Genomic DNA, 20,724 nt, shown 5'->3' on the forward strand with positions numbered 1-20,724 from the left:
CGGTCACCCCTGCCAGGCGCGCTCCCGCAGCAGCCGCAGTCCGTTGAGCCCGACCAGCACGGTGGACCCCTCGTGACCGGCCACCCCGAGCGGCAACGGGAGGTGGCCGACGAGGTCCCACAGGACGAGGCCGGTGATGAACGTGCCGGCGATCACCAGGTTCTGCAGCACCAGCCGGCGCGCGGTCCGCGAGAGCCGTACGACCGCCGGTACGGCCGTGAGGTCGTCGCGGACCACGACGGCGTCGGCCGTCTCCAGCGCGAGGTCGGAGCCCGCCCGGCCCATCGCGAGACCGGCGTGGGCGGCGGCGAGCGCGGGCGCGTCGTTGACCCCGTCACCGACGAACAGCACCTTGCGGCCCGCGAGTTGGAGGCTGCGGACGACGTTCACCTTGTCCTCGGGGAGGAGGTCCGCTCGGACGTCGGCGATGCCGGTGGCCTCGGCGACCCGGGCGGCGGCGGGTGCGTTGTCGCCGGTGAGGAGGACCGGGGTGGTGCCGGTGAGCCCGGCGAGGGCGGCGGTGGCGGCCGGGGCGGCGGGGCGGAGGCGGTCGGTGAGGGCGAGGGTGCCCACGGGGGTGGCGTCGCGGGTGACGAGGACGGTGGTACCGGCCGAGGGGTGGGGGTGAGCGGCGACGAACAGCGGGGCGGCGGAATCCTGCACACGGTCGGCCTCGTGCAGACGGTCGGCCTCGTGCACACGGTCGTCAGGATCCCGCACACGGCCGGCGGCATCCCGCACGCCGTCCGCCCTGCGCGTAGCGTCGCCGGAGTCCCCCACCCTGCCCACCCCCACCACGCATCCGTCCACCACCGCGCCGACCCCGCGTCCCGGAGTCGCCACGAAGTCCCGCGCCGGGGCGATCCGCAGCCCGCGAGCGCGTGCGGCTGCCACGACCGCCCGCGCCAGCGGGTGTTCGCTGGGGTGCTCGGCGGCCGCGGCCAGGGCGAGGAGGGCGTCGGCGTCGAGGCCGGAGCCCGGCAGCGGGCGCACGTCGGTGACCTCGGGCGCGCCCTCGGTGAGGGTGCCCGTCTTGTCGAGGGCGGCGGTGTCGATCTCGCCGAGGCGTTCCATGGCGACGGCGGACTTGACCAGGACGCCGTGCCGGCCGGCGGTGGCGATGGCGGACAGCAGCGGCGGCATGGTGGCGAGGACGACCGCGCACGGTGACGCGACGATCATGAAGGTCATCGCGCGGAGCAGGGCGTCCGTGAGGTCCGCGCCGAAGGCGAGCGGCAGGGCGAAGACGGTGAGGGTGGCGGCCACGACGGCGACGGCGTAGCGCTGCTCGATCTTCTCGATGAACAGCTGGGTCGGCGCCTTGGTGCGGGAGGCCTCCTCGACGAGGGTGACGATGCGGGCGACGACGGAGTCGGCGGGGTCGCGCTCGACGCGGACGCGGAGGGCGCCGGTGCCGTTGAGGGTGCCGGCGAAGACGTCGTCGCCGGGACGCTTGAGCACCGGCAGGGGTTCGCCGGTGACGGTCGCCTGGTCGGCCTCGCTGACCCCGTCGACGACGCGGCCGTCGCCGCCGATGCGTTCGCCGGGGCGGACCAGCAGCAGGTCACCGACGCGGAGTTCGGCGGCCGGGACGGTTTCCTCCCCGTCGTCGGTGAGGCGGGTGGCGGTGTCCGGGGCCAGGTCGAGGAGGCCGCGGACGGAGTCGGCGGTGCGGGCGGTGGCCAGCGCCTCCAGGGCGCCGGAGGTGGCGAAGATGACGATCAGGAGGGCTCCGTCGAGGACCTGTCCGATCGCGGCCGCGCCGAGCGCGGCGACGATCATCAGCAGGTCGACGTCGAGGGTCTTCTCACGCAGGGCCCGCAGCCCTTCGAGGGCCGGTTCCCAACCGCCTGCCGCATAGGCGACCGCATACGGGATTCCGTACGCCCACGACGGTGCGCCGCCGACGTCGAACCCCAGGCCGGCCAGGAAGGCGACCGTGGCCGCCAGGGCCCAGCGGGCCTCCGGAAGGGCGAGGAGGCGGGTGCGGCGGCGGGGTGCCGCCGCACCCGCGGCGGTGGCGGGAGAGGCAAGGGTGGTGGACACCCGCCTCACCATACAGGAACACATGAAGACTCATTCATTCGTTCATGCCACGTGGGTAAGATACCGGCATGGGTCATGGAGCCGTCACCACCACAGCCACCGAGCGCGTGCGCCTGGACGCGGACAACGTGGCGAAGGTGGCCACCACCCTCCAGGCCCTCTCCACCCCCTCCCGGCTGCTGATCCTCGCGCGCCTGCGCGAAGGCCCCCTCCCCGCCACCGAGTTGGCCGCCGCGGTGGGCATGGAGCAGTCCGCGTGCTCACACCAGCTGCGGCTGCTGCGCAACCTGGGCCTGGTGGTCGGCGAGCGGCGCGGCCGTTCGGTCGTCTACGCACTCCACGACCACCACGTCGCCGAACTCCTCGACCAGGCCGTCTACCACGTGGAGCACCTGCGCCTGGGCATCAGCGACACCTCCGAGTGACCCGGAACCCGCCTCGCCGCCGGCCCCGGGCCGACGGAAGCCGCCCTTCTCCCGTCAGCCGGTCTTCGTCCGCCAGGACGCCAGTGCCCGGATCACGAGCACGTCGATCGCCATCACCACCACCGACCACACGGGCTCGTACGGCAGGAAGAGGAACTGGGCGACGAGGCTGAGCGAGGCGAGGAGGATGCCCGGGACGCGGGCCCTGGAGGAGCCCCTGAGGAGGCTCGCGCCGGTCGAAGTCCGTCGGCGCGTTCCGCCGGTTGCCAGGACACCGCGGGCCCACGGCGAGGGCGAGCGCGGCGGGGCCGTCCGGGTGAACGGGCCCGCCGCCCTTCTCACATGTTGATCATGTGTCCGGCCAGACCGTGCACGGCCTCCTTGACGGCCTCGCTCAGGGTGGGGTGGGCGTGGACGTTGCGGGCGACCTCGTGGACGGTGAGGTCCCACTGCTGGGCCAGCGTCAGCTCGGGCAGCAGCTCGGTGACGTCGGGGCCGATGAGGTGGCCGCCGAGCAGCTCGCCGTACTGGGCGTCGCTGATCAGTTTCACGAAACCGGTGGTGTCGCCGAGCCCGTGGGACTTGCCGTTGGCGGTGAAGGGGAACTTGGCGACCTTGACGTCGTACCCGAGGTCGCGGGCCTGGGCCTCGGTGTGGCCGAAGCTGGCGATCTGGGGCTGGCAGAAGGTGGCGCGGGGGATCATCGCGTAGTCGAGTTCCATGGTCTCCGCGTCGGCGAGGGTCTCGGCGGCGACGACGCCCATCGCCTCGGCCGCGTGCGCGAGCATCAGTTTGGCGGTGACGTCACCGATGGCGTAGATGTGCGGGACCGAGGTGCGGCAGCGGCCGTCCACGTCGACGGCGCCGCGCTCGGTGACCGTCACACCGGTGTTCTCCAGGCCGTAACCGGTCACGTTCGGGGCGAAGCCGATGGCCTGGAGGACCTTGTCGGCCTCCAGGACCCGCTGGGCGCCGTCCTTGCCGGTGACGGTGACCCGGACCTGCGGGCCGGACTCGTCGATCGCGTCGACGCGCGTCGAGGTGAGCACGTCGATGCCCAGCCGACGGTACTGCTTGGCCAGTTCGGCGGAGACCTCGGCGTCCTCCAGCGGCGCCATCCGGTCCAGGAACTCGACGATCGTGACCTTCACGCCGTAGTGGTGCAGGACGTAGGCGAACTCGATGCCGATGGCGCCGGCTCCCGCGATGACGATCGACTGCGGAAGGTCCTCGGTGAGGATCTGCTCCTCGTACGTCACCACCCGGGCGCTGCGCTTGGTGCCGGGCAGCAGCTTCGGGGTGGCGCCGGTGGCGATGACGCAGTGCGTGAACCCGATGGTGCGGGTCTCGCCGTCGTAACCGCTCACCTGGAGCGTGTGCGGGTCGAGGAAGGTGCCCCGGCCGTCGTACTCGGTGATCTTGTTCTTCTTCATGAGGAAGTGGACGCCCTTGACGCGGCCGTCGGCGACCTTGCGGCTGCGGCGGTAGGCCTCGCCGTAGTCGAAGGAGACCTCTCCGTCGACCTTGATCCCGAACGTCTTCGCCTCACGGGTGAAGATGTGCGCGAGTTCGGCGTTGCGCAGGAGGGCCTTGGTCGGGATGCAGCCCACGTTCAGGCAGACGCCGCCCCAGTACTTCTCCTCCACGACGGCGACGCGTTTCCCCAGCTGGGCGGCGCGCACCGCGGCGACGTAGCCGCCGGGTCCGGCGCCGAGTACGACGACATCGAAGTGCTCGTCCTGCTCCACCATGGGACGTTCCTCTTCCTTGCTCGGCGTTACCCCTTCCGTGGTGGATTGTTCCGCTCCCCCGCGCCCACCGCCACAGAGATCGTCGCGGTGTGTCCGGGATCGTGGCGGGAAGGGCCCGTCGGCGACGGCTGCCGGCGGGCCCTCCGGGCGGTGGGTGGGGGCCCGCGTCTACTCCGTCGCCGTCGGCCGGCGCGACGCCGCCGTGGCCCGCGTGACGCGGCTCAGCGGACGCAGCCGGTAGGTGTACGCGTAGTCGCGGTCGGCGAACAGCTTGTACTCGTCGTGGGTGTGCGCGCCCCAGCTGTTGTCACCGCCGACGCCCATCTGCCGGTGGCTCAGGCGCAGTACGACCTCGGGGCGCGGGGTGAGCTGGTAGTCGTGGCGGGCGCCGACCGACAGGTCCTCGGGGGTGAAGTGGGAGGCGTTGACCTCCAGCAGGGGTTCGCCGGTGGCGAGCAGGCCGGCGCCGTCGCGGTCGGTGAGGGCGATCCAGCGCACGTCGGTCCTGTTGCCGTTCTCCTGCGGGCGGATGTACGGCGTCCACTGGCCGGTCACCGTCCCGGAGTACAGGCCCACGTCGGTGCCGTTGTTGCGGTCCCAGTGGTTCTCCTCGGGGCCGCGGCCGTAGTAGTGCACGTGCTCCAGGCGGGCCGGCAGGAACAGGATGCTCCCGACCTCCGGGATGTACGGCAGGTCCGCGGCACCCGGATGCAGGGTGTGGTCGACCTTGATCTCGGCGTTCCCGAACACGGTGTAGGTGGTGGTGTATGTCGACGGGGTCGTGGTCGGCAGGGTGCCGGTGACCTTGATCTCCACGGCCCGGTCGCGCAGTGCCCGCACGGCGACCCCGGTGACCGTGCGGAGGGTGCCCGCGTCGCGCCAGGTGCGGTTGCGGGTGTGCTGGCCGTTCCCGTGGTCGTTGTCGGTGGGCGCCCGCCAGAAGTTGGGCGCCGGCCCCGAGGTGACGAGGGGGACGCCGCCCGCCTCGTAGGAGGTGATGACGCCGGTGCGCTTGTCGACGGTGACGGAGAAGTCCCGGCCGGTGACGGTGACCGTCGTGTCGCCGTCCTCGTGGGTGAGGGCGGGCACGCTGCGGAGGGGGACGGGGGTGACGGCCGGACTGCCCGCCTCCAGGGGGAGTTGCTGCCGCGCCACCTCGAAGCCGGCCTCGGCCCAGGGGGTGGACTCCCGGAGGGTGAAGGACAGTTCGAGGAAGTACTCGCTGCCGGGCGCCGGGGCGGTGGGCAGCTTCAGGGGGACGGTGATGTCCTTGCGGGTCAGCGGCGGCACGTCGAGCTGGCCGCGGGTCAGCCGGCCCTTCTGGGTGACCTTCCCGTCGGTGACGAGCGACCAGCTCGCGTCGAAGGCACGGAGGTTGGTGAAGAGGTGCTCGTTGGTCAGCGTGACCGCGCCGGGGCCGCCGCCGGGCACCGCTGCCGCGTTGACGGCCTGGTGGACGCGCCTGACCTCGGCGGCCTTGCCGGTGTGGCCGCGGTCGGCGGTGACGATGCCGTCGGCGACGAAGGCGCCGTCGTTGGGCAGGTCGCCCCAGTCGCCGCCGTAGGCGAGGAAGGTCTTCTCGCGCGGCTGTTTCTCGTCGACGGCGACGGTCGCCGCGTCGAACCAGAACCGCACGCCGTCGTCGCCGGGACCGCGGTCCTCGTCGGCGAGTTCGGCCGCGGTCAGCGCGCGGGCGTAGACGCGGGCGCGGCGGATGCTGCCGCTGAACTCGCGGGTGTGGTTGTCGGTGTCGTTGCCGAGGGCGAGGGGCGCGGTGTTGCCGCTCGGGCGGCGGGTGGTGGCGCGGGTGGCCCGCGGCACGCCGTCGACGTACAGGGTGAGGGTGCCGGCGTCCGCGTCGAAGACGCCCGCGATGTGGTGTTCGCGGCCGGTCCAGTCCTCGGGGACGGTCCAGTTGGCGGTGATCCACTGGCCGTCGCCGTGGATGAAGAACTCCAGGGTCCGGTCGTTCTGCTTGAGGGCGTACTGGGTGTCGCCCTTGGCGATGATCGGCTGGTGGTAACCGGTGAAGCGGGGGGTGACCCAGGCCTCCAGGGTGAGGGATCCGGTGAGGTCGAGGCCGGGGTCGCGGGCGAAGACGGTGGCTCCGAAGACGCCCCGGGCGCGGTCGAAGGTGCCGCTGGACGCCATGAGTTCACCGCGGAGCCGGGCGGGGCCGGTCTCGGTGAACAACGTGCGCGCCGGCGTGGGCCAGTTGAGGGACTGGTCGACGAAGTCCCAGATCCAGCCGCCCTGGAGGACGTCGTGGCGGCGGACGAGGTCCCAGTACTTCTTGAAGTTCCCGGTGGAGTTCCCCATCGAGTGGCTGTACTCGATCATGACGTACGGCCGGGTGTCGGCGGTGTCCTTCGCGCGCTGTTCGACGCGTTGGGGGCTGTCGTACATCTCGGAGCGGATGTCGCTGACGCCGGGGCGGTCGTCGCCCTCGTACTGGATGACGCGGGTGGGGTCGTAGGAGCGGATCCAGTCGTGCATGGCGGTGAAGGTGCTGCCGCCGCCGGCCTCGTTACCGAGGGACCAGATGACGACCGAGGCATGGTTCTTGTCGCGGTGGACCATGTTCTGGGCGCGGGCCACGCAGGCGGCCGTCCAGTCGGGATGGTCGCCGGGGTACTCGGCGCGGATGCCGTGGGTCTCGAGGTTGGTCTCGTCGATGAGGTAGAGGCCGTACTGGTCGGCGAGTTCGTACCACTGCGGGTTGTTCGGGTAGTGCGAGGTGCGGACCGAGTTCATGTTCAGCCGCTTGATGATCCTGATGTCCTGGATCATGTCGGCGCGGGTGAGGGCGGTGCCGCGGGCGGGGTGCATCTCGTGCCGGTTGGTGCCGCGGAAGGAGACGGGGCGGCCGTTGATGCGCATCAGCCCGTCCTTGAGGGCGAACTCGCGCAGGCCGACCCGGTGGGAAAGGGTCTCGATCACCTTTCCGGCGGGGTCGCGCAGGCGCAGGACGGCGGTGTGGAGGTAGGGGTCCTCGGCGGACCAGAGTCGGGGAGAAGGGACGGCCCTCGCGGCCCGTACGGTCGCCTCGCCGCCGGAGTCGAGGTCGACGGTCTGCCGGAGCGGGCGGGGCCAGACGGGGTGCCCGTCGGCGTCGTACAGAAGGGTGTCGACGGTGTACCGTCCACCGGATCCGCCCGCGTAGTCCCGCACGCTCGCCGTCACCGCCAGCTCCGCGGTGGTGTGGTCGGCGCCGAGCGGGGTGTCCAGCTTGAAGTCGCGCAGGTGGACGGGCGGGGTGGAGAACAGGTGGACCGAGCGGAAGATGCCGCTGAGCCGGATCATGTCCTGGTCCTCCAGCCAGTCGCCGTCGGAGTAGCGGTAGACCTCGACGGCGATCTGGTTGGTGCCGGGCTTCAGGTGGTCGGTGATGTCGTACTCGGCGGGGGTGTAGGAGTCCTCGTGGTAGCCGACGAGACGGCCGTTGATCCACACGTAGTGCGCGGACTTGACCCCTTCGAAGTGCAGGAACGTCCTTCGTCCGGCCCAGTTCGCGGGCACGGTGAAGGTGCGCCGGTACTGGCCGACGGGGTTGTGGCGGGTGGGTGCGGCGGGCGGCTGCGGGTTCTCGCCGTGGCCGTTGGGGCCCCAGTAGGGGTAGGTGATGTTGACGTAGATCGGGCGGTCGTACCCGTGCAGCTGCCAGACCGACGGCACGGGAATGGTGTCCCAGGCGCTGTCGTCGAGGTCGGTGCGGTGGAAGTCGGCGTCGCGGTCGTCGGGGCGGTCGGCGTGCGCGAACTTCCAGGTCCCGTCCAGGCTGAGCCGGTAGGGGGAGCGGGTGCGGTCGGCGGCGAGGGCCTGGGCGAGGTCCGCGTACGGCATGAGGGTGGTGTGGGGTGGTTCGGTGCCGAGCCGGAAGACGTCGAGCCGGCCGTTCCACTCGGGGGCCGTCTCCGCGGCGGCGGCGCGGCGGCCGGCGACGGGGGCGGAGAGGGCGAGCGCGCCGAGTACGGCGGCCGATCCCTCGAGGAGACGACGACGGCTGACGACCACCCGCTGGGGGCGGTCCGGCCGGTCCATGGACGACACGTGCGGGTGCGACATGACCATGACCTTCCTCGGGGCGTACCGTGCGGCTGCACGGGACGGAGGGTGCGTCAGATCTTGTCCGTTACTGTTGATAAACCGAACAGAGACGCGCCGATATTGGCTGAATATCAACTCAACTCGGCGCAACGCGACTTGACGGAGATCACCCTGGGTGACCAGCCGTCAGTAGACGTCGCGTACGTACCGTTTGTCGGCCGCCAGCTGCTTGACGTACGCCGCCGCCTCCGGCTCCGCCAGACCGCCGTGGACGACGGCGATGTCCCGCAGCGCCCGGTCGACGTCCCTGGCCATGCGGGAGGCGTCACCGCAGACGTAGAAGTGGGCGCCGTCCCGCAGCCAGGACCACAGTTGGGAGCCGTGCTCGCGCATCCTGTCCTGCACGTAGATCTTGGCACGCTGGTCGCGCGAGAAAGCGGTGTCCAGGCGTTCCAGGGTGCCGTCGGCGAGCAGGGCGGTCAGTTCCTCCTCGTAGGAGAAGTCGGTGGCCCGGCGCTGCTCGCCGAAGAACAGCCAGTTGGGCGCCCGGTGGCCGCGCGCCCGGCGCTCCTCGAGGAAACCGACGAACGGCGCCACGCCGGTGCCGGGCCCCACCATCACCATCGGGGTCGCCGGATCGGCGGGCGGCCGGAAGTGCGGTGAGCGCTGCACGTGCACCGACACCTCGGTGCCCGGCACGGCGTCGGCCAGGAAGGGCGAACAGACACCCTGCCGGGGGCGGCCGGCCAGGTTCTCGTACCGCACGACGGAGACGGTGAGCGAGACGAGGCGGGGGTCGGTGAGCGGGCTCGACGAGATGGAGTACAGGCGTGGCTGGAGCCGTCCCAGCACCTCGGCCCAGTCCTGCGCCCCGGCCCGCACCCCGAACTCGGCGACCACGTCGACGGCCTGCCGCCCCCAGGACCACTTCGCCAGCTCGCCCTTGTTGTCCGGGCGCAGCAGCTTGCGCAGCTCGCGGGGGTCGCGGACGCGGTCGGCGGTGAACCGCAGCAGGGCGGGGGTGATCCGGGTGATGTCGAGGTGGCGCAGCAGGGCCTCGTCGAGGGCGACCTCGCCCACACCGTTCAGCCGTACCCGCGCGTGCGCGTCGAGACCGGTGACGGACAGCCATTCCGTCACCAGGTCGGGCGAGTTGAGGGGGCGTACGCCGAGGGCGTCGCCGACCTCGTAGACGAAGGGGGTCTCGCTGTCGCGGGTGTCGAAGGTGAAGCGGCGCACCTCCTTGCCGGAACCCGGCCGGCTCAGCAACCGGTTGCCGACCAGACGGGCGGTCACCGGGGCGGGGCGCCCGGAGCGGCGTGCGACGGCGGTGACGGGCGGGGACGGCGCGGCCGGTGGGGCTGGTGGGGCTGGTGGGGTCTGTGGGACCTGGGTGGGGAGCCCGGCCGCCGGTGCGGAACGTGCCGCCTCCCCGGCCCCCGCCGCTCCCCCGGGTTCCGCCTCCTTGAGCGCGATGAGCACCTGCTCCAGCCAGGCGTCGGCCTGCGGCTCGTAGTCCGGTTCGCAGTCGGTGCGGGGCGCCAGCCGTACGGCGCCCAGCTCGTCCATACGGTGGTCGAGCCGGCGTCCGTGTCCGCAGAAGTCGTCGTAGGAGGAGTCCCCGAGGGCGAGGACGGCGTAGCGGCGGCCGGTCAGGCGTCCGGCGTCCAGGCCGGCCAGGCCGTCCCAGAAGCCGGCGCCGTTGTCGGGGGCGTCGCCGTCGCCGAAGGTGCTGGTGATCAGCAGGAGATCGGCGTCGGAGGGCAGGGCGGCGGGGTCGGCCTCGTCCATGGCGACGAGGGCGGGGGTGTGACCGCCGGCGGCGAGCCGGTCGGCGGTGGCGGCGGCGACCTCCTCGGCGTTGCCGGTCTGCGAGGCCCACAGGACCACCACCCGGCGCCCCGCGGGCCGCCGCGGCGCGGTGCCGGTGACCGGGTGGGCGCCGGGCCCCTCGCCGGTGCGGGAGTACATCCCGGCCAGGGTGCCGTTGACCCAGAGGGCGTGGTCCGGGCTGAAGGGCGCGTCCGGCGGCAGCACCGGTACGCCGGGGGCGCCGGCCGGGATCCCCGCGAGGAACCCGACCAGGTAGCGCCGTTCCGGCTCGGTCAGGACCGGCGGCGGGACGGGCTCCAGACCGAACGCGGCGGCCGCGGAGCCGGACGGGGAGACGGCCGGCACGGCGAGGGCCACGGCGGCGGGGGCCACGGCGGCGGGGCGGACCGCGGTCGGCCCGACGGCCGGCGGCGGCGCCGGGAGGCTGCCGGGCGCCCGCACGCTCACCGGCGTCGACACCCGGCTCAGCGACACCGCGCACACCTTCAGCTCCGGCTGGAAGGACAGGGGGTCGACGGCGTCTCCGGTCACGGCGTTGACGCTGAGGTACTCGCCGAACAGGTCGTTCCAGTGGAAGGGCGCGAAGCAGGAGCCGGGCAGCACCCGGTCGGTGACGACGGCGGGCAGCACGGCCCGGCCGCGCCGCGAGGCGACCTCCACCGAGTCGCCGTCGGCTATCCCGAGCCCGGCCGCGTCCTCGGGGTGCACCTCGACGAACGGGCCCGGATCGAGCTTGTTGAGCTTGGCCACCTTCGCCGTCTTGGTCAGGGTGTGCCACTGGTGCTGGAGACGACCGGTGTTGAGGACGAACGGATAGTCGTCGTCCGGCATCTCGGCGGGCGGGACGTGCGGGCGCGCGTGGAAGACCGCACGGCCGCTGGGGGTGGGAAAGGTGAGCGAGCCGTCCTCGTCGACGTAGCGGACGGGGTTGCGGTGGGGGCCGTCGGCGGTGGCGGCCGGCCACTGCACGGGGGTGGCGCGCAGCCGCTCGTACGTCACGCCGCGCAGGTCGTAGCCGGTCCGCGGGTTGTGGAAGCGCTTGATCTCCTCGAAGATCTGCTCCGCGCTGTCGTAGGAGAACCCGCTCTCGTAGCCCATCGCGCGGGCCACGGCCGCGATCAGCCGCCAGTCGGCCGTGGCCTCGCCGGGCGGGTCGGCGGCGGGGCGGGCGAGGGTGAGGTTGCGTTCGCTGTTGACGAGGACGCCCTCGCTCTCGGTCCACAGCGCGCCGGGCAGGACGACGTCGGCGTAGGCGTTGGTCTCCGTCTCGGAGAAGACGTCCTGCGCGACGACGAACTCGGCGGCCTCCAGGCCCTCGATGACCGTGCGGCGGTTGGCGACGGAGGCGACGGGGTTGGTGCAGATGATCCAGCAGGCCTTGATGTCGCCCGCGGCCATCTTGCGGAACATCTCGACGGTGCCCTTGCCGACGCCGTCGGCGCGGATCGTGCCGGGCTCCAGCCCCCACACGTCCTCGGCGAAGGCCCGGTCGGCGTCGACGAGCACGGACCGCTGTCCGGGCAGGCCGGGGCCCATGTAACCCATCTCCCGGCCGCCCATGGCGTTGGGCTGGCCGGTGAGGGAGAACGGGCCGCTGCCGGGACGGCAGATCCTGCCGGTGGCGAGGTGGAGGTTGACCAGGGCGTTGGTGTTCCAGGTGCCGTGCGTGGACTGGTTGAGTCCCATCGTCCAGCAGCTGGTCCACTCCCCCGCCTCGCCGATCAGCCGGGCCGCCTCGCGCAGGCCGGCCTCGGGGATGCCGGTGATGCCGGCGACGGTCGCGGGCGGGTAGTCGGCGAGGAACTGCGGCATCGCCTCCCAGCCCTCGGTGTACGCGGCCATGAAGGCGGGGTCGGTGTGCCCGTTCTCGTGCAGGAGGTGCAGGAGGCCGTTGAGCAGGGCGAGGTCGGTGCCCGGTCTGATCTGGAGGAACAGGTCGGCCTTGGCGGCGGTGGCGGTGCGGCGCGGGTCGACGACGATCAGTTTCGCGCCCGCCTTGACCCGGTCCATCATCCGCAGGAAGAGGATCGGGTGGCAGTCGGCCGTGTTGGAGCCGATGACGAGGAAGACGTCCGCCCGGTCGAGGTCCTCGTAGGAACCCGGGGGGCCGTCCGCCCCGAGGGACAGCTTGTAACCGGTTCCCGCGCTGGCCATGCACAGCCGCGAGTTGGACTCGATCTGGTTGCTGCGCAGGTAGCCCTTGACCAGCTTGTTCGCGAGGTACTGCGCTTCGAGGCTCATCTGCCCGGAGACGTAGAGGGCGACCGCGTCGGGGCCGTGCTCGTCGACGACGGCGCGCAGCCGGCGTGCCGTCTCGGCGACGGCCGCGTCGACGGGCGCCGGCTCGGGTTCCTCGCCGCGGTGCGGGCGGACCAGGGCGGTGGTGAGCCGGCCCGGTGCGGCGAGCAGGTCCGCGGTGGTGGCGCCCTTGGTGCACAGCCGGCCGAGGTTCGCCGGGTGCTCCTTGTCGCCGGACGCCTTCAGGACCGTACGGCGTCCGTCCGGGCCGCGGCCCACGTCGAGGACCAGGCCGCAGCCGACGCCGCAGTACGAGCAGACCGTGCGCACCTTCGTCGTGCTGTCGGTCCGCGGGTCCGGCACGGCCACGGGCGCCCCCTTCTTCCTGACGATCGGCCTGGTGAGAGCCACCGCGAGCCTTCCGCGACGGTACGAACCGTGCATTACACAGGTGTCTCCCGGACCGGCTGCCGGGCGTTAATCCCGGCGCACAGCGGAGGGGGGCCGGATGTGAGCGGACCTCGGGCGGCCACATCGTCGCCGGTGTACAGCCTTTCCTGCTGGACGTGTTCCCTCACGCGCCGCACGCCCCCGCCCCCTCCGCGACCGCACCCCCGCACCCCCGCACCCCCGCACCCCCGCACCCGCGATGACAACGGTGCGGCGCCGGGGACGCGGGACCTCCGCGGTCTCGTCGGCTCACCCGTCGCACCGCCCACCGCCGTCGGGCGGAGGGGCCGCGTCAGGCGGGGCACGGGGTCGCGCTCTCCCTCCGCGCGGGGATGCCCGCCCGCACGCGGGCCAGGAGTGCGGCCGGGTCCGGGTCGGCCTGGAGGGACCGCAGCGTCAAGGTCCACCACTGTTCCAGCCGCTCCCTCCAGTCCCGCCCGCCCGGCATCTCGTCGATCAGGGTGCAGAACCCGAAGAACGCGCTGACGAGCGCCACGGCCGCGGCCGACGGCTCGACCCCTTCCGCGAGCTCGCCCCTGGCGCGGGCCTGGGCGAGGAGCCGGGTGGCGGCCACCGCCCAGGCGTCGAACGGCGTGGGCACGGCGGACTCGATGGCGCGGCGTTCCGCCCACAGGCGGGCACCGGCACGCGCCACGACGTCCTCGCTGAGGGACTGCGCGACACGGAGGCTGAGGCCGACCAGTTTCTCCAGCGGAGGAACACCGCTCGCGGTGTAGGCGGCGGCCAGCTGGGGCCAGGTGGCGAACTGCTCGCGGACCACGGCCAACGCCAGTTTCTCCTTGCTGGAGTAATGGAAATAGATCGCTCCACTGGTCCTTCCGGAGTGATCGCTTATGCCGTTGACACTTGTTCCCGCATAACCTCGTTCGACGAACATGTGTGCCGCTGATTCCAGCAGCACCTTGCGGGTTTCCCGCGCCCTTTCCTGCACTTCCGTTCCACCTTCGCTCACACGTGCCAACGCCACGACAGGAAAGTTCAAGCACCCCGGAGAAAGGGTCGCAGCGCGCGAAGATCTTATTATTCATGGGTCGTGTGCGCCGCACGGGTGACTGCGCGCAACGCGCCTCCCTGCCGGGCGGATTCGTCGGGGACGGACGCGAGAACCGCGCCGGCCGATGCCGCGCCGGCTCCCGAAGGGCCTTTCAGCAGGCCTCTTGACGTCATTGCGGAAGCTCCGGCCTCCCCCTCTCCTCCGCATCCAGGGGTCCACCGGATGCGGCCGGGGAATTCACATGCACTCGAATCGGTGATTGTGGAAATCGCAGAAGCGAAATTAACGTAATGACCACGATGTTTTCGGCGCGGTCGGAATCGACGCACCGCGCCCGCCACGAGGCACCCACGGAGCGCTCAGCCACGGCCACGCGGCCACGAGCGGCCGTACGGCATCACCCGTTTCCACTCATGTCCGCGAGTGGACCACCCCTGTCCCGGCACCCGCCTGCGCCCGTGCACCGAACCGGCCGGCGCGGCCTCCCAGAACGGCACCCGCATGACAGCTCATCGCATCCTCTCCTGGTCCCCCTCCGCCATCGTCTTCGACTGCGACGGAACCCTGATGGACACGGAACGGCACTGGCAGGAGGCTCGGAGCGCCACCTTCCGGGCGTTCAGCCTCACACCGCCGGCCGGGTTCGCCGACCGCGCCAAGGGCATGCACTACACCGAGTGCGGCGCCCTCATGGCCCGGGAAACCGGGAAACCGGACCTCGTGGAGGACCTGACCGGCACGCTCCTCGACACCTTCGGCGCCCTCGTCGACCAGGATCCCGCCACCATGCCGGGGGCCGCCGCGCTGGTCCGGCTGGCCGCTCGCCACCTCCCCCTCGCGGTGGCCAGCAACTGCCCCCGGGAGGTGGTGGAATCGTGCCTCGACCGGGCCGGCCTCCTCGGTTGCTTCGGTCACGTCGTGGTCGCCGAGGGGGACCTGCGGCCGAAGCCGGAACCCGACGTGTACCGGGTGGCCGCGCGGCTGTGCGCCGTACCTCCCGGGGAAGCCCTGGCCGTGGAGGACTCGCTCACCGGCATGGAGTCGGCCCGTCGGGCGGGCCTTCGCGTCCTCGGCGTCGGAGCGTGCCCGCCGGGACCGGAGGCGGAGAAGGCCGATCTGTGGGTCGCGAGCCTGGCCGACGGCGAGCTGCTGACGTGGGTCCGGACCCGGATCGGCGAGTAGGACGCACCGGGGCTCCCCGGACGGGCCGCACCCGTCCGGGTCCACGAACCGCGGTTCCGTCAGCGCAGCTGCGCGGCGAACGCCTCGTACGCCCGCTCGTCGAGGAGCACGAAACGGATCTCCTCGACCGACGTCCGGGCCGCCCGCACCGTCTCCACCGCGATCCGCGCCGCGTGCTGCACGGGCCACCCGTAGATGCCGGCGGAGACCGCCGGGAAGGCGACCGTACGCGCGCCCAGTTCGTCCGCCACCCGCAACGACTCCCGGTAGCACGAAGCCAGCAGCTCGGAGCGGTCCTCCTCCAGGGTGAACCGCGGGCCCACGGTATGGATCACCCAGCGGGCGGGAAGCCGGCCGGCGGTGGTGGCGACCGCCTGGCCGGTGGGCAGGCCCTTGCCCAGGTGTCCGGCGCGGAGCTTGCGGCACTCCTCCAGGACGGCGGGCCCGCCGCGGCGGTGGATGGCGCCGTCGACCCCGCCGCCGCCCAGCAGCGAGGAGTTGGCGGCGTTGACGACGGCGTCCACGGACTGGGTGGTGATGTCGCCCTGGACGAAGGTGACGGCGGTCATGGCGGATCGGCCTCCTCCCGCGAAGGCGGGGTCTGCGGTGCGGGGCCGCGCCGCGGTGACGGCGGCGCGGTGACGGCGCCGCGGTGACGGCGGCGCTACGGCTGTTGCCGCAGCCTGCGCCAGACCGCCTTGGCCGCGTTGTGGCCCGACATGCCGTGGACGCCGGGGCCGGGCGGGGTGGCCGAGGAGCAGATGAAGACGGCCGGGTGCGGGGTGGAGTACGGGAACAGGGAGAGTCTGGGGCGCAGCAGGAGCTGGAGGCCGGACGCCGCGCCGGTGCCGATGTCGCCGCCGACGTAGTTGGCGTTGCGGGCGGCGAGTTCGGCGGGGCCGGCGATCGCTCGGGCCAGGACGCGGTCGCGGAACCCCGGCGCGAAGCGCTCCAGTTGGCGTTCCATCGTGTCGGTGAGGTCGCCGGTCCAGCCGTTGGGCACATGGGCGTAGGCCCAGAAGACCTGCTTGCCGGCCGGGGCCCGGGTGGGGTCCACGACACCGGGCTGCACCGTGATCATGAAGGGCTTCCGCGGGGGGCGGCCCTCCCGGGAGGCGGCGCGCAGGGCGGCGCCGATCTCCGCGCTGTCCGCGCCGATCTGCACCGTGGTGGCGCGGTGGGCCTCGTCGGCGGTCCAGGGGACCGGGCCGTCGAGCGCGTAGTCGATCTTGTAGACGCCGGCGCCGTACTTGTAGTGCTCGTAGAAGCGGCCGAGGCCGGCGATGCGGGCCAGGGCGGTGGGCGAGGTGTCGAAGACGTAGGCGCGGGCCGGGGGCAGGTCGTCGAGGCGCTTGACCTCGTAGTCGGTGTGGATGGTGCCGCCGAGGTCCTCCAGGTAGGCGGCCAGGGCGTCCGAGACGGCCTGGGAACCGCCGCGGGCCACCGGCCAGCCGCGGGCGTGCGCGGCGAGCGCGAAGACCAGGCCGACCGCGCCGGTGGCGAAGCCGCCGAGGGGGGCCATGACGTGGGCGACGAGTCCGGCGAAGAGGGTCCTGGCCTTCTCGTCGTGGAAGCGGCGGGTCAGCCAGGTGGACGGGGCCAGGCCGACGAGTCCGAAACGGGCGAGGGTGACGGGGTCGCGGGGCAGTGCCGTCAGCGGCAGCGACATGAAGTCCCGGACCAGGGCGTCCCACTTGGGCAGGAAGGGCTCGACCAGCCTGCGGTACGCGCCCGCGTCGCGGGGGCCGAAGGAGGCGGCCGTCTCGGCGACCGAGCGGGACAGCACGGCCGCGCTGCCGTCGGGGAAGGGGTGCGCCATGGCCAGCTCGGAGTGGAGCCATTCGAGGCCGTACCGCTCCAGGGGCAGGGCGCGGAACGCGGGCGAGTTGATACCGAGGGGGTGTGCGGCGGAGCACGGGTCGTGGCGGAAGCCGGGGAGGGTGAGTTCCTCGGTGCGGGCGCCGCCGCCCACCGTGTCCTTCGCCTCGAAGAGGGCCACGGAGAAGCCGCGGCGGGCCAGCTCCACGGCGGCCGTGAGGCCGTTCGGCCCCGCTCCCACCACGACGACATCGAGCATCGACGACACCTGGACCCCTTCGTCAGCCGGCGGTCTCCGGGATCAGGATATGCCGGGGGTACGACGGCGTCGGCGGCGCGGTGGGACATGGGTGTGAGCCGCCGCCGACGCGGACGCCGTCACGGCCGGAGCCCAAGGTCAGGGGGCGGGGCCGCGAGTCAGGGGCGGGAGTCGGAGGCCTGGGGCAGGGGCGGGGGTCAGGGGCGGGTCCCGGACAGCAGGCCGGTCACCCGCCGGGCCGTCGCCGCGTCGCGGGCGGCCGTGAAGGGCAGGGAGTTGCCGCCCGTGATCCTGAACGGCCCGCCGCCGAGGGTGAGATGGGCACCGCCCGCCTCCTCGACCAGCAGCAGCCCGGCCGCGTGGTCCCAGGCCGCTTCCCAGGAGAAGGCCGTGGCGTCCAACTCACCGCGGGCCACGGCGAGATACTCCAGGCCCGCCGAGCCGCAGGGGCGCGGGGCGACGCCGTCCGTCCACAGGCCGAGCAGGGCGCGCTTCTGGTCGTCGGTGGTGTAGTCGGGGTGCGAGGTCGCCACCGTGAGGTCGCGGCCGGGTGCGGGCGGGCCGGCGAACAGCCGTTCACCGTCCAGGAAGGCGCCGCCGCCGCGCACCGCGGTGGCCAGCTGGTCGCGGGCGGCGGCGTACGTCCAGGAGGCGTGCACGACGCCGTGCCGGGCGAGTGCGACCAGGGTGCAGAAACCGTCGTCGCCGTGCACGAACTGCCGGGTGCCGTCGACCGGGTCGACGATCCACACCGGGGCGTCGCCCCGTATCGCCTCGTAGACGGCCGGGTCGGCGTGCACCGCCTCCTCGCCGACGACGACCGAGCCGGGCAGCAGGGCTCCGAGGGCCTCGGTGAGATACAGCTCGGCATTGCGGTCGGCGTCCGTGACCAGGTCGTGCGGCCCGGTCTTCTGGTCCACCTCGTGCGCGGCGAGCTGCCGGAAGCGCGGCATGATCTCCGCGGCGGCGGCCTTGCGGACCGCGTCCGCCACGTCACCGGCGTGGCGGGCGAGAAACTCGTCGATGGTTTCCGTGTCTTGGATCATGCCTCCATGAGAACACGCCCCACTGACATTCCCCGCCGCGCCGGTGCACACCCGATGGAATCAGGATGAAGACGAGCAAGGAGAGGAAGAGGAGGAAGCGGGAGAAGAGGGAGTAAGAGGGGACGGTCCTCGCCTCAGCGCCCCACCGCATACCCCTGCATGCCCCGTGGGTTCGCCGCCGCCGACAGGATTCCGGTCTCCGGGTCCCGGGCGACGGCGCACAGCCGGCCCTCGGACCACGGGTCGGCGACGGTCACGTCGTGGCCGCGGCGGCGGAGGTCCTCGACGACGGTCCCCGGCATGCGGGACTCCACGGTCAGGCTGCCCGGCCGCATGCCGCGGGGGTAGAAGGAGCCGGGGAAGGCGTCGGTGTGCCAGTTCGGGGCGTCGATCGCGCCCTGGAGGTCCAGGCCGCCGCGGACCCGCGCGCGCAGGGCGACGGCCAGGAAGAAGTGCAGCTGCCACTGGTCCTGCTGGTCACCGCCGGGGGTGCCGAAGGCCAGGACCGGGACGCCGTCGCGCAGCGCGACCGAGGGCGTGAGGGTGGTGCGGGGGCGGCGGCCGGGGGTGAGGGAGTTCGGCAGGCCCTCCTCCAGCCAGGTCATCTGCAGCCGGGTGCCGAGCGGGAAGCCCAGTTCGGGCACGACCGGATTGGACTGGAGCCAGCCCCCGCTGGGCGTGGCGGCGACCATGTTGCCCCAGCGGTCGACGACGTCGAGGTGGCAGGTGTCGCCGCGGGTGGCCCCGTCCGCGGCCGTCCCGGGCTCCCCCGGCACCGGCGAGGCCAAACGCTCGGCGACGGTCGGCTCGCCGGCACCCATGGGGCTGAACCCGGGCTCGTCCGTGGTCACCACGCGCGCGTGGGCGCTCAGCCGGGGCTCGCGTCCGCCGGGACTGCCCGGCCGCAGCTCGTACGACGCCTTGTCGCCGATCAGCGCGCGCCGGCCGGCGTTGTAGGGGGCCGAGAGCAGCTCGTGCAGCGGGACCTCGGCCGCGTCGCCGTACCAGGCCTCGCGGTCGGCCATGGCGAGTTTGCAGCCCTCCACGAGGAGGTGGACGTAGTCGGCGGAGCCGTGGGCGGGCAGCTCCGGTGGGAGGAGGGCGAGTTGCTGGAGGAAGGCCGGGCCCTGGCTCCAGGGGCCCGCCTTGCAGACGGTCCAGCCGTTCCAGTCGTACGTCGCCGGTGCCTCGTAGGCCGCGGACCAGCCGGCGAGGTCGGCGGCGGTGAGCGTGCCGGCGTGGTGCTCGCCGCTGGTGTCCAGGGTGGGGCGCCCGGCCTGCCGGACGAGGGCCTCGGCGATGAATCCGCTCCGCCAGACCTCCCGCGCGGCGTCGATGCGGGCCGTCCGCTCCCCGGCGCCGGCCGTCTCGGCGAGCAGCCGCTTCCAGGTGGCGGCGAGCGCGGGGTTGCGCAGCAGCCGGCCGGGGCGGGGCGGCCGGCCGCCGGGCAGGTAGACCTCCGCGGAGGACGTCCACTCGGTCTCGAACAGTTCGCGTACGGTCTCGACGGTCGTTCCGACGTTCTCCACGGGCGCGTGCCCGTGTTCGGCGTAGCCGATGGCGTACTTCAGGACGTCGTCGAGGGACTTGGTGCCGTGGTCGCGGAGCAGGAGCATCCAGGCGTCGAAGGCGCCGGGCACGGACGCCGCGAGAGGACCCGTGCCGGGGACGAGGTCCAGCCCGAGGCCGCGGTAGTGGGCGACGGTCGCGCCGGCCGGGGCGACGCCCTGCCCGCACAGCACCCGCACCTCGCCGCCCGCGGGGGCGAGCAGGACCGGTACCTCTCCGGCGGGGCCGTTGAGGTGGGGTTCGACGACGTGCAGCACGAAGGCACCGGCCACGGCGGCGTCGTAGGCGTTGCCGCCGTCCTCCAGGACGGCCATCGCCGACTGGGAGGCCAGCCAGTGGGTGGAGGACACCATGCCGAAGGTTCCCTGGAGGGTCGGTCGGGTCGTGAACACAGGGCCTCTCACCTCGCTGTTTACGTGTATCGGCCCGGATGAGGGGCGCTCGGGACGGGTGCTGGGGAGGAGCCGGGGGTCCGGGGGGATCGAAGAGCCGCAACTCACCGAGAGTGCTGCGGAGCAGCCATCAGATTCTGTCAGCTCCTATCGTCACGTCCATGGGGCATGCGCGGTCGGGTCGGCAGGCGGAGAACGTTCGGGATCCGGCAGATCTCCCTGAACTTCGCGATGTTCCGCTCCGTCTTCGAGCGTGGCTCGCGGCTCGGCGCCGGCCCGGTGCTGCGCCTGTGGCGCTCGCTGCTCAGCTTCTTCTCCCGCTGGTGGCAGATCGAGTCGCTGTATCGCGCCAACGCCAAGTACCGGCCCGTCTGGGAACCGCGGTACCTGCTCTTCGAGAAGAGCGCGGACCTGCTGCGCATCACCGTGGCGAGCGCCCGCGCCGAGGGTTTCCTGGGAGCACCGGGTCTGCCGAAATGGCTCAACCGGCAGCGCATGAGGAGCAGGGACCACGGGCGGTGACGCGACGTGCGGCGGGCCCCGCCGGACAAGGCCGAACGAGTCATCCGCGGGCGCGTGGCCGTGTGATTCCACCACTGGGCCGGTGGATACGGGTCGAATGCCGTTGGGGTTCGGGCCCACCCGTGCCAGGG

11 protein-coding genes and 2 pseudogenes are annotated in these 20,724 nt (G+C 72.8%); 3 read left to right on the plus strand and 10 right to left on the minus strand.

Annotated elements, in window-relative coordinates; all coding sequences use genetic code 11:
• Nucleotides 1-3: 3 nt before the first annotated feature.
• Nucleotides 4-2,058: a heavy metal translocating P-type ATPase gene (locus ACIP5W_RS08230; RefSeq protein WP_401468997.1), complete on the minus strand. Its 2,055-nt coding sequence runs from the start codon at nt 2,056-2,058 to the stop codon at nt 4-6.
• A gap of 56 nt (nt 2,059-2,114) precedes the next feature.
• On the opposite strand from ACIP5W_RS08230, the gene ACIP5W_RS08235 reads away from it, so the two are divergent.
• The gene (locus tag ACIP5W_RS08235) at nt 2,115-2,471 is read left to right on the plus strand and encodes a metalloregulator ArsR/SmtB family transcription factor (RefSeq protein WP_366058014.1); all 357 of its coding nucleotides are present in this window, start codon (nt 2,115-2,117) and stop codon (nt 2,469-2,471) included.
• Nucleotides 2,472-2,525: 54 nt separating this feature from the next.
• Here ACIP5W_RS08235 and ACIP5W_RS08240 read toward each other — a convergent pair.
• From ACIP5W_RS08240 to ACIP5W_RS08260, 5 genes and pseudogenes are all read right to left on the minus strand, one after another.
• Nucleotides 2,526-2,708: pseudogene (locus ACIP5W_RS08240) on the minus strand (hypothetical protein); the annotation flags it as partial.
• 101 nt (nt 2,709-2,809) lie between these two features.
• A complete protein-coding gene (gene lpdA / locus ACIP5W_RS08245; protein WP_401468520.1) occupies nt 2,810-4,222 on the minus strand; it encodes a dihydrolipoyl dehydrogenase in 1,413 nt (470 codons plus the stop codon).
• Between the two features lie 168 nt (nt 4,223-4,390).
• Entirely contained in the window at nt 4,391-8,287 is a 3,897-nt protein-coding gene (locus tag ACIP5W_RS08250; protein WP_401468523.1) for a glycoside hydrolase family 2 TIM barrel-domain containing protein, read from the minus strand.
• Between the two features lie 168 nt (nt 8,288-8,455).
• Nucleotides 8,456-12,709 carry a molybdopterin-dependent oxidoreductase gene (locus tag ACIP5W_RS08255; protein WP_401469000.1) on the minus strand — a complete coding sequence of 1,418 codons (4,254 nt, stop codon included), beginning with the start codon at nt 12,707-12,709 and terminating at the stop codon, nt 8,456-8,458.
• 373 nt (nt 12,710-13,082) lie between these two features.
• Nucleotides 13,083-13,742 (minus strand): ScbR family autoregulator-binding transcription factor, encoded by a 660-nt coding sequence (locus ACIP5W_RS08260; protein WP_401468526.1) that lies wholly within the window; start codon nt 13,740-13,742, stop codon nt 13,083-13,085.
• Nucleotides 13,743-14,306: 564 nt separating this feature from the next.
• On the opposite strand from ACIP5W_RS08260, the gene ACIP5W_RS08265 reads away from it, so the two are divergent.
• On the plus strand, nt 14,307-14,987 hold the full coding sequence (locus ACIP5W_RS08265) for an HAD family hydrolase (RefSeq protein ID WP_401468529.1): 681 nt from the start codon (nt 14,307-14,309) through the stop codon (nt 14,985-14,987).
• A gap of 59 nt (nt 14,988-15,046) precedes the next feature.
• On the opposite strand, the gene ACIP5W_RS08270 is transcribed toward ACIP5W_RS08265, so the two are convergent.
• From ACIP5W_RS08270 to ACIP5W_RS08285, 4 genes are all read right to left on the minus strand, one after another.
• Nucleotides 15,047-15,556, minus strand: coding sequence for an O-acetyl-ADP-ribose deacetylase (locus ACIP5W_RS08270; protein ID WP_401468532.1), 510 nt, complete (start codon nt 15,554-15,556; stop codon nt 15,047-15,049).
• Nucleotides 15,557-15,651: 95 nt separating this feature from the next.
• Nucleotides 15,652-17,064: a phytoene desaturase family protein gene (locus ACIP5W_RS08275; protein ID WP_401468535.1), complete on the minus strand. Its 1,413-nt coding sequence runs from the start codon at nt 17,062-17,064 to the stop codon at nt 15,652-15,654.
• 197 nt (nt 17,065-17,261) lie between these two features.
• Nucleotides 17,262-18,110, minus strand: a complete 849-nt coding sequence (locus tag ACIP5W_RS08280) for an inositol monophosphatase family protein (protein ID WP_401468538.1) — start codon at nt 18,108-18,110, stop codon at nt 17,262-17,264.
• 134 nt (nt 18,111-18,244) lie between these two features.
• Entirely contained in the window at nt 18,245-20,071 is a 1,827-nt protein-coding gene (locus tag ACIP5W_RS08285; RefSeq protein ID WP_401468541.1) for a gamma-glutamyltransferase family protein, read from the minus strand.
• A 111-nt stretch (nt 20,072-20,182) separates the two neighbouring features.
• Here ACIP5W_RS08285 and ACIP5W_RS08290 point away from each other — a divergent pair.
• Nucleotides 20,183-20,593, plus strand: a pseudogene (locus ACIP5W_RS08290) (phosphatidylglycerol lysyltransferase domain-containing protein); the annotation flags it as partial.
• Between the last annotated feature and the right edge of the window lie 131 nt (nt 20,594-20,724).

Source organism: Streptomyces sp. NPDC088766 (genome assembly GCF_044750845.1).
Lineage (GTDB): Bacteria > Actinomycetota > Actinomycetes > Streptomycetales > Streptomycetaceae > Streptomyces.

What these genes read in the sequence shown, in the direction of transcription:
- ACIP5W_RS08265 (WP_401468529.1), top strand. Translation starts at nt 14,307, where the DNA reads ATGACAGCTCATCGCATCCTCTCCTGGTCCCCCTCCGCCATCGTCTTC.
- lpdA (WP_401468520.1), bottom strand. Translation starts at nt 4,222, where the DNA reads ATGGTGGAGCAGGACGAGCACTTCGATGTCGTCGTACTCGGCGCCGGA.
- ACIP5W_RS08280 (WP_401468538.1), bottom strand. Translation starts at nt 18,110, where the DNA reads ATGATCCAAGACACGGAAACCATCGACGAGTTTCTCGCCCGCCACGCC.
- ACIP5W_RS08275 (WP_401468535.1), bottom strand. Translation starts at nt 17,064, where the DNA reads ATGCTCGATGTCGTCGTGGTGGGAGCGGGGCCGAACGGCCTCACGGCC.
- ACIP5W_RS08235 (WP_366058014.1), top strand. Translation starts at nt 2,115, where the DNA reads ATGGGTCATGGAGCCGTCACCACCACAGCCACCGAGCGCGTGCGCCTG.
- ACIP5W_RS08270 (WP_401468532.1), bottom strand. Translation starts at nt 15,556, where the DNA reads ATGACCGCCGTCACCTTCGTCCAGGGCGACATCACCACCCAGTCCGTG.
- ACIP5W_RS08250 (WP_401468523.1), bottom strand. Translation starts at nt 8,287, where the DNA reads ATGTCGCACCCGCACGTGTCGTCCATGGACCGGCCGGACCGCCCCCAG.
- ACIP5W_RS08230 (WP_401468997.1), bottom strand. Translation starts at nt 2,058, where the DNA reads ATGGTGAGGCGGGTGTCCACCACCCTTGCCTCTCCCGCCACCGCCGCG.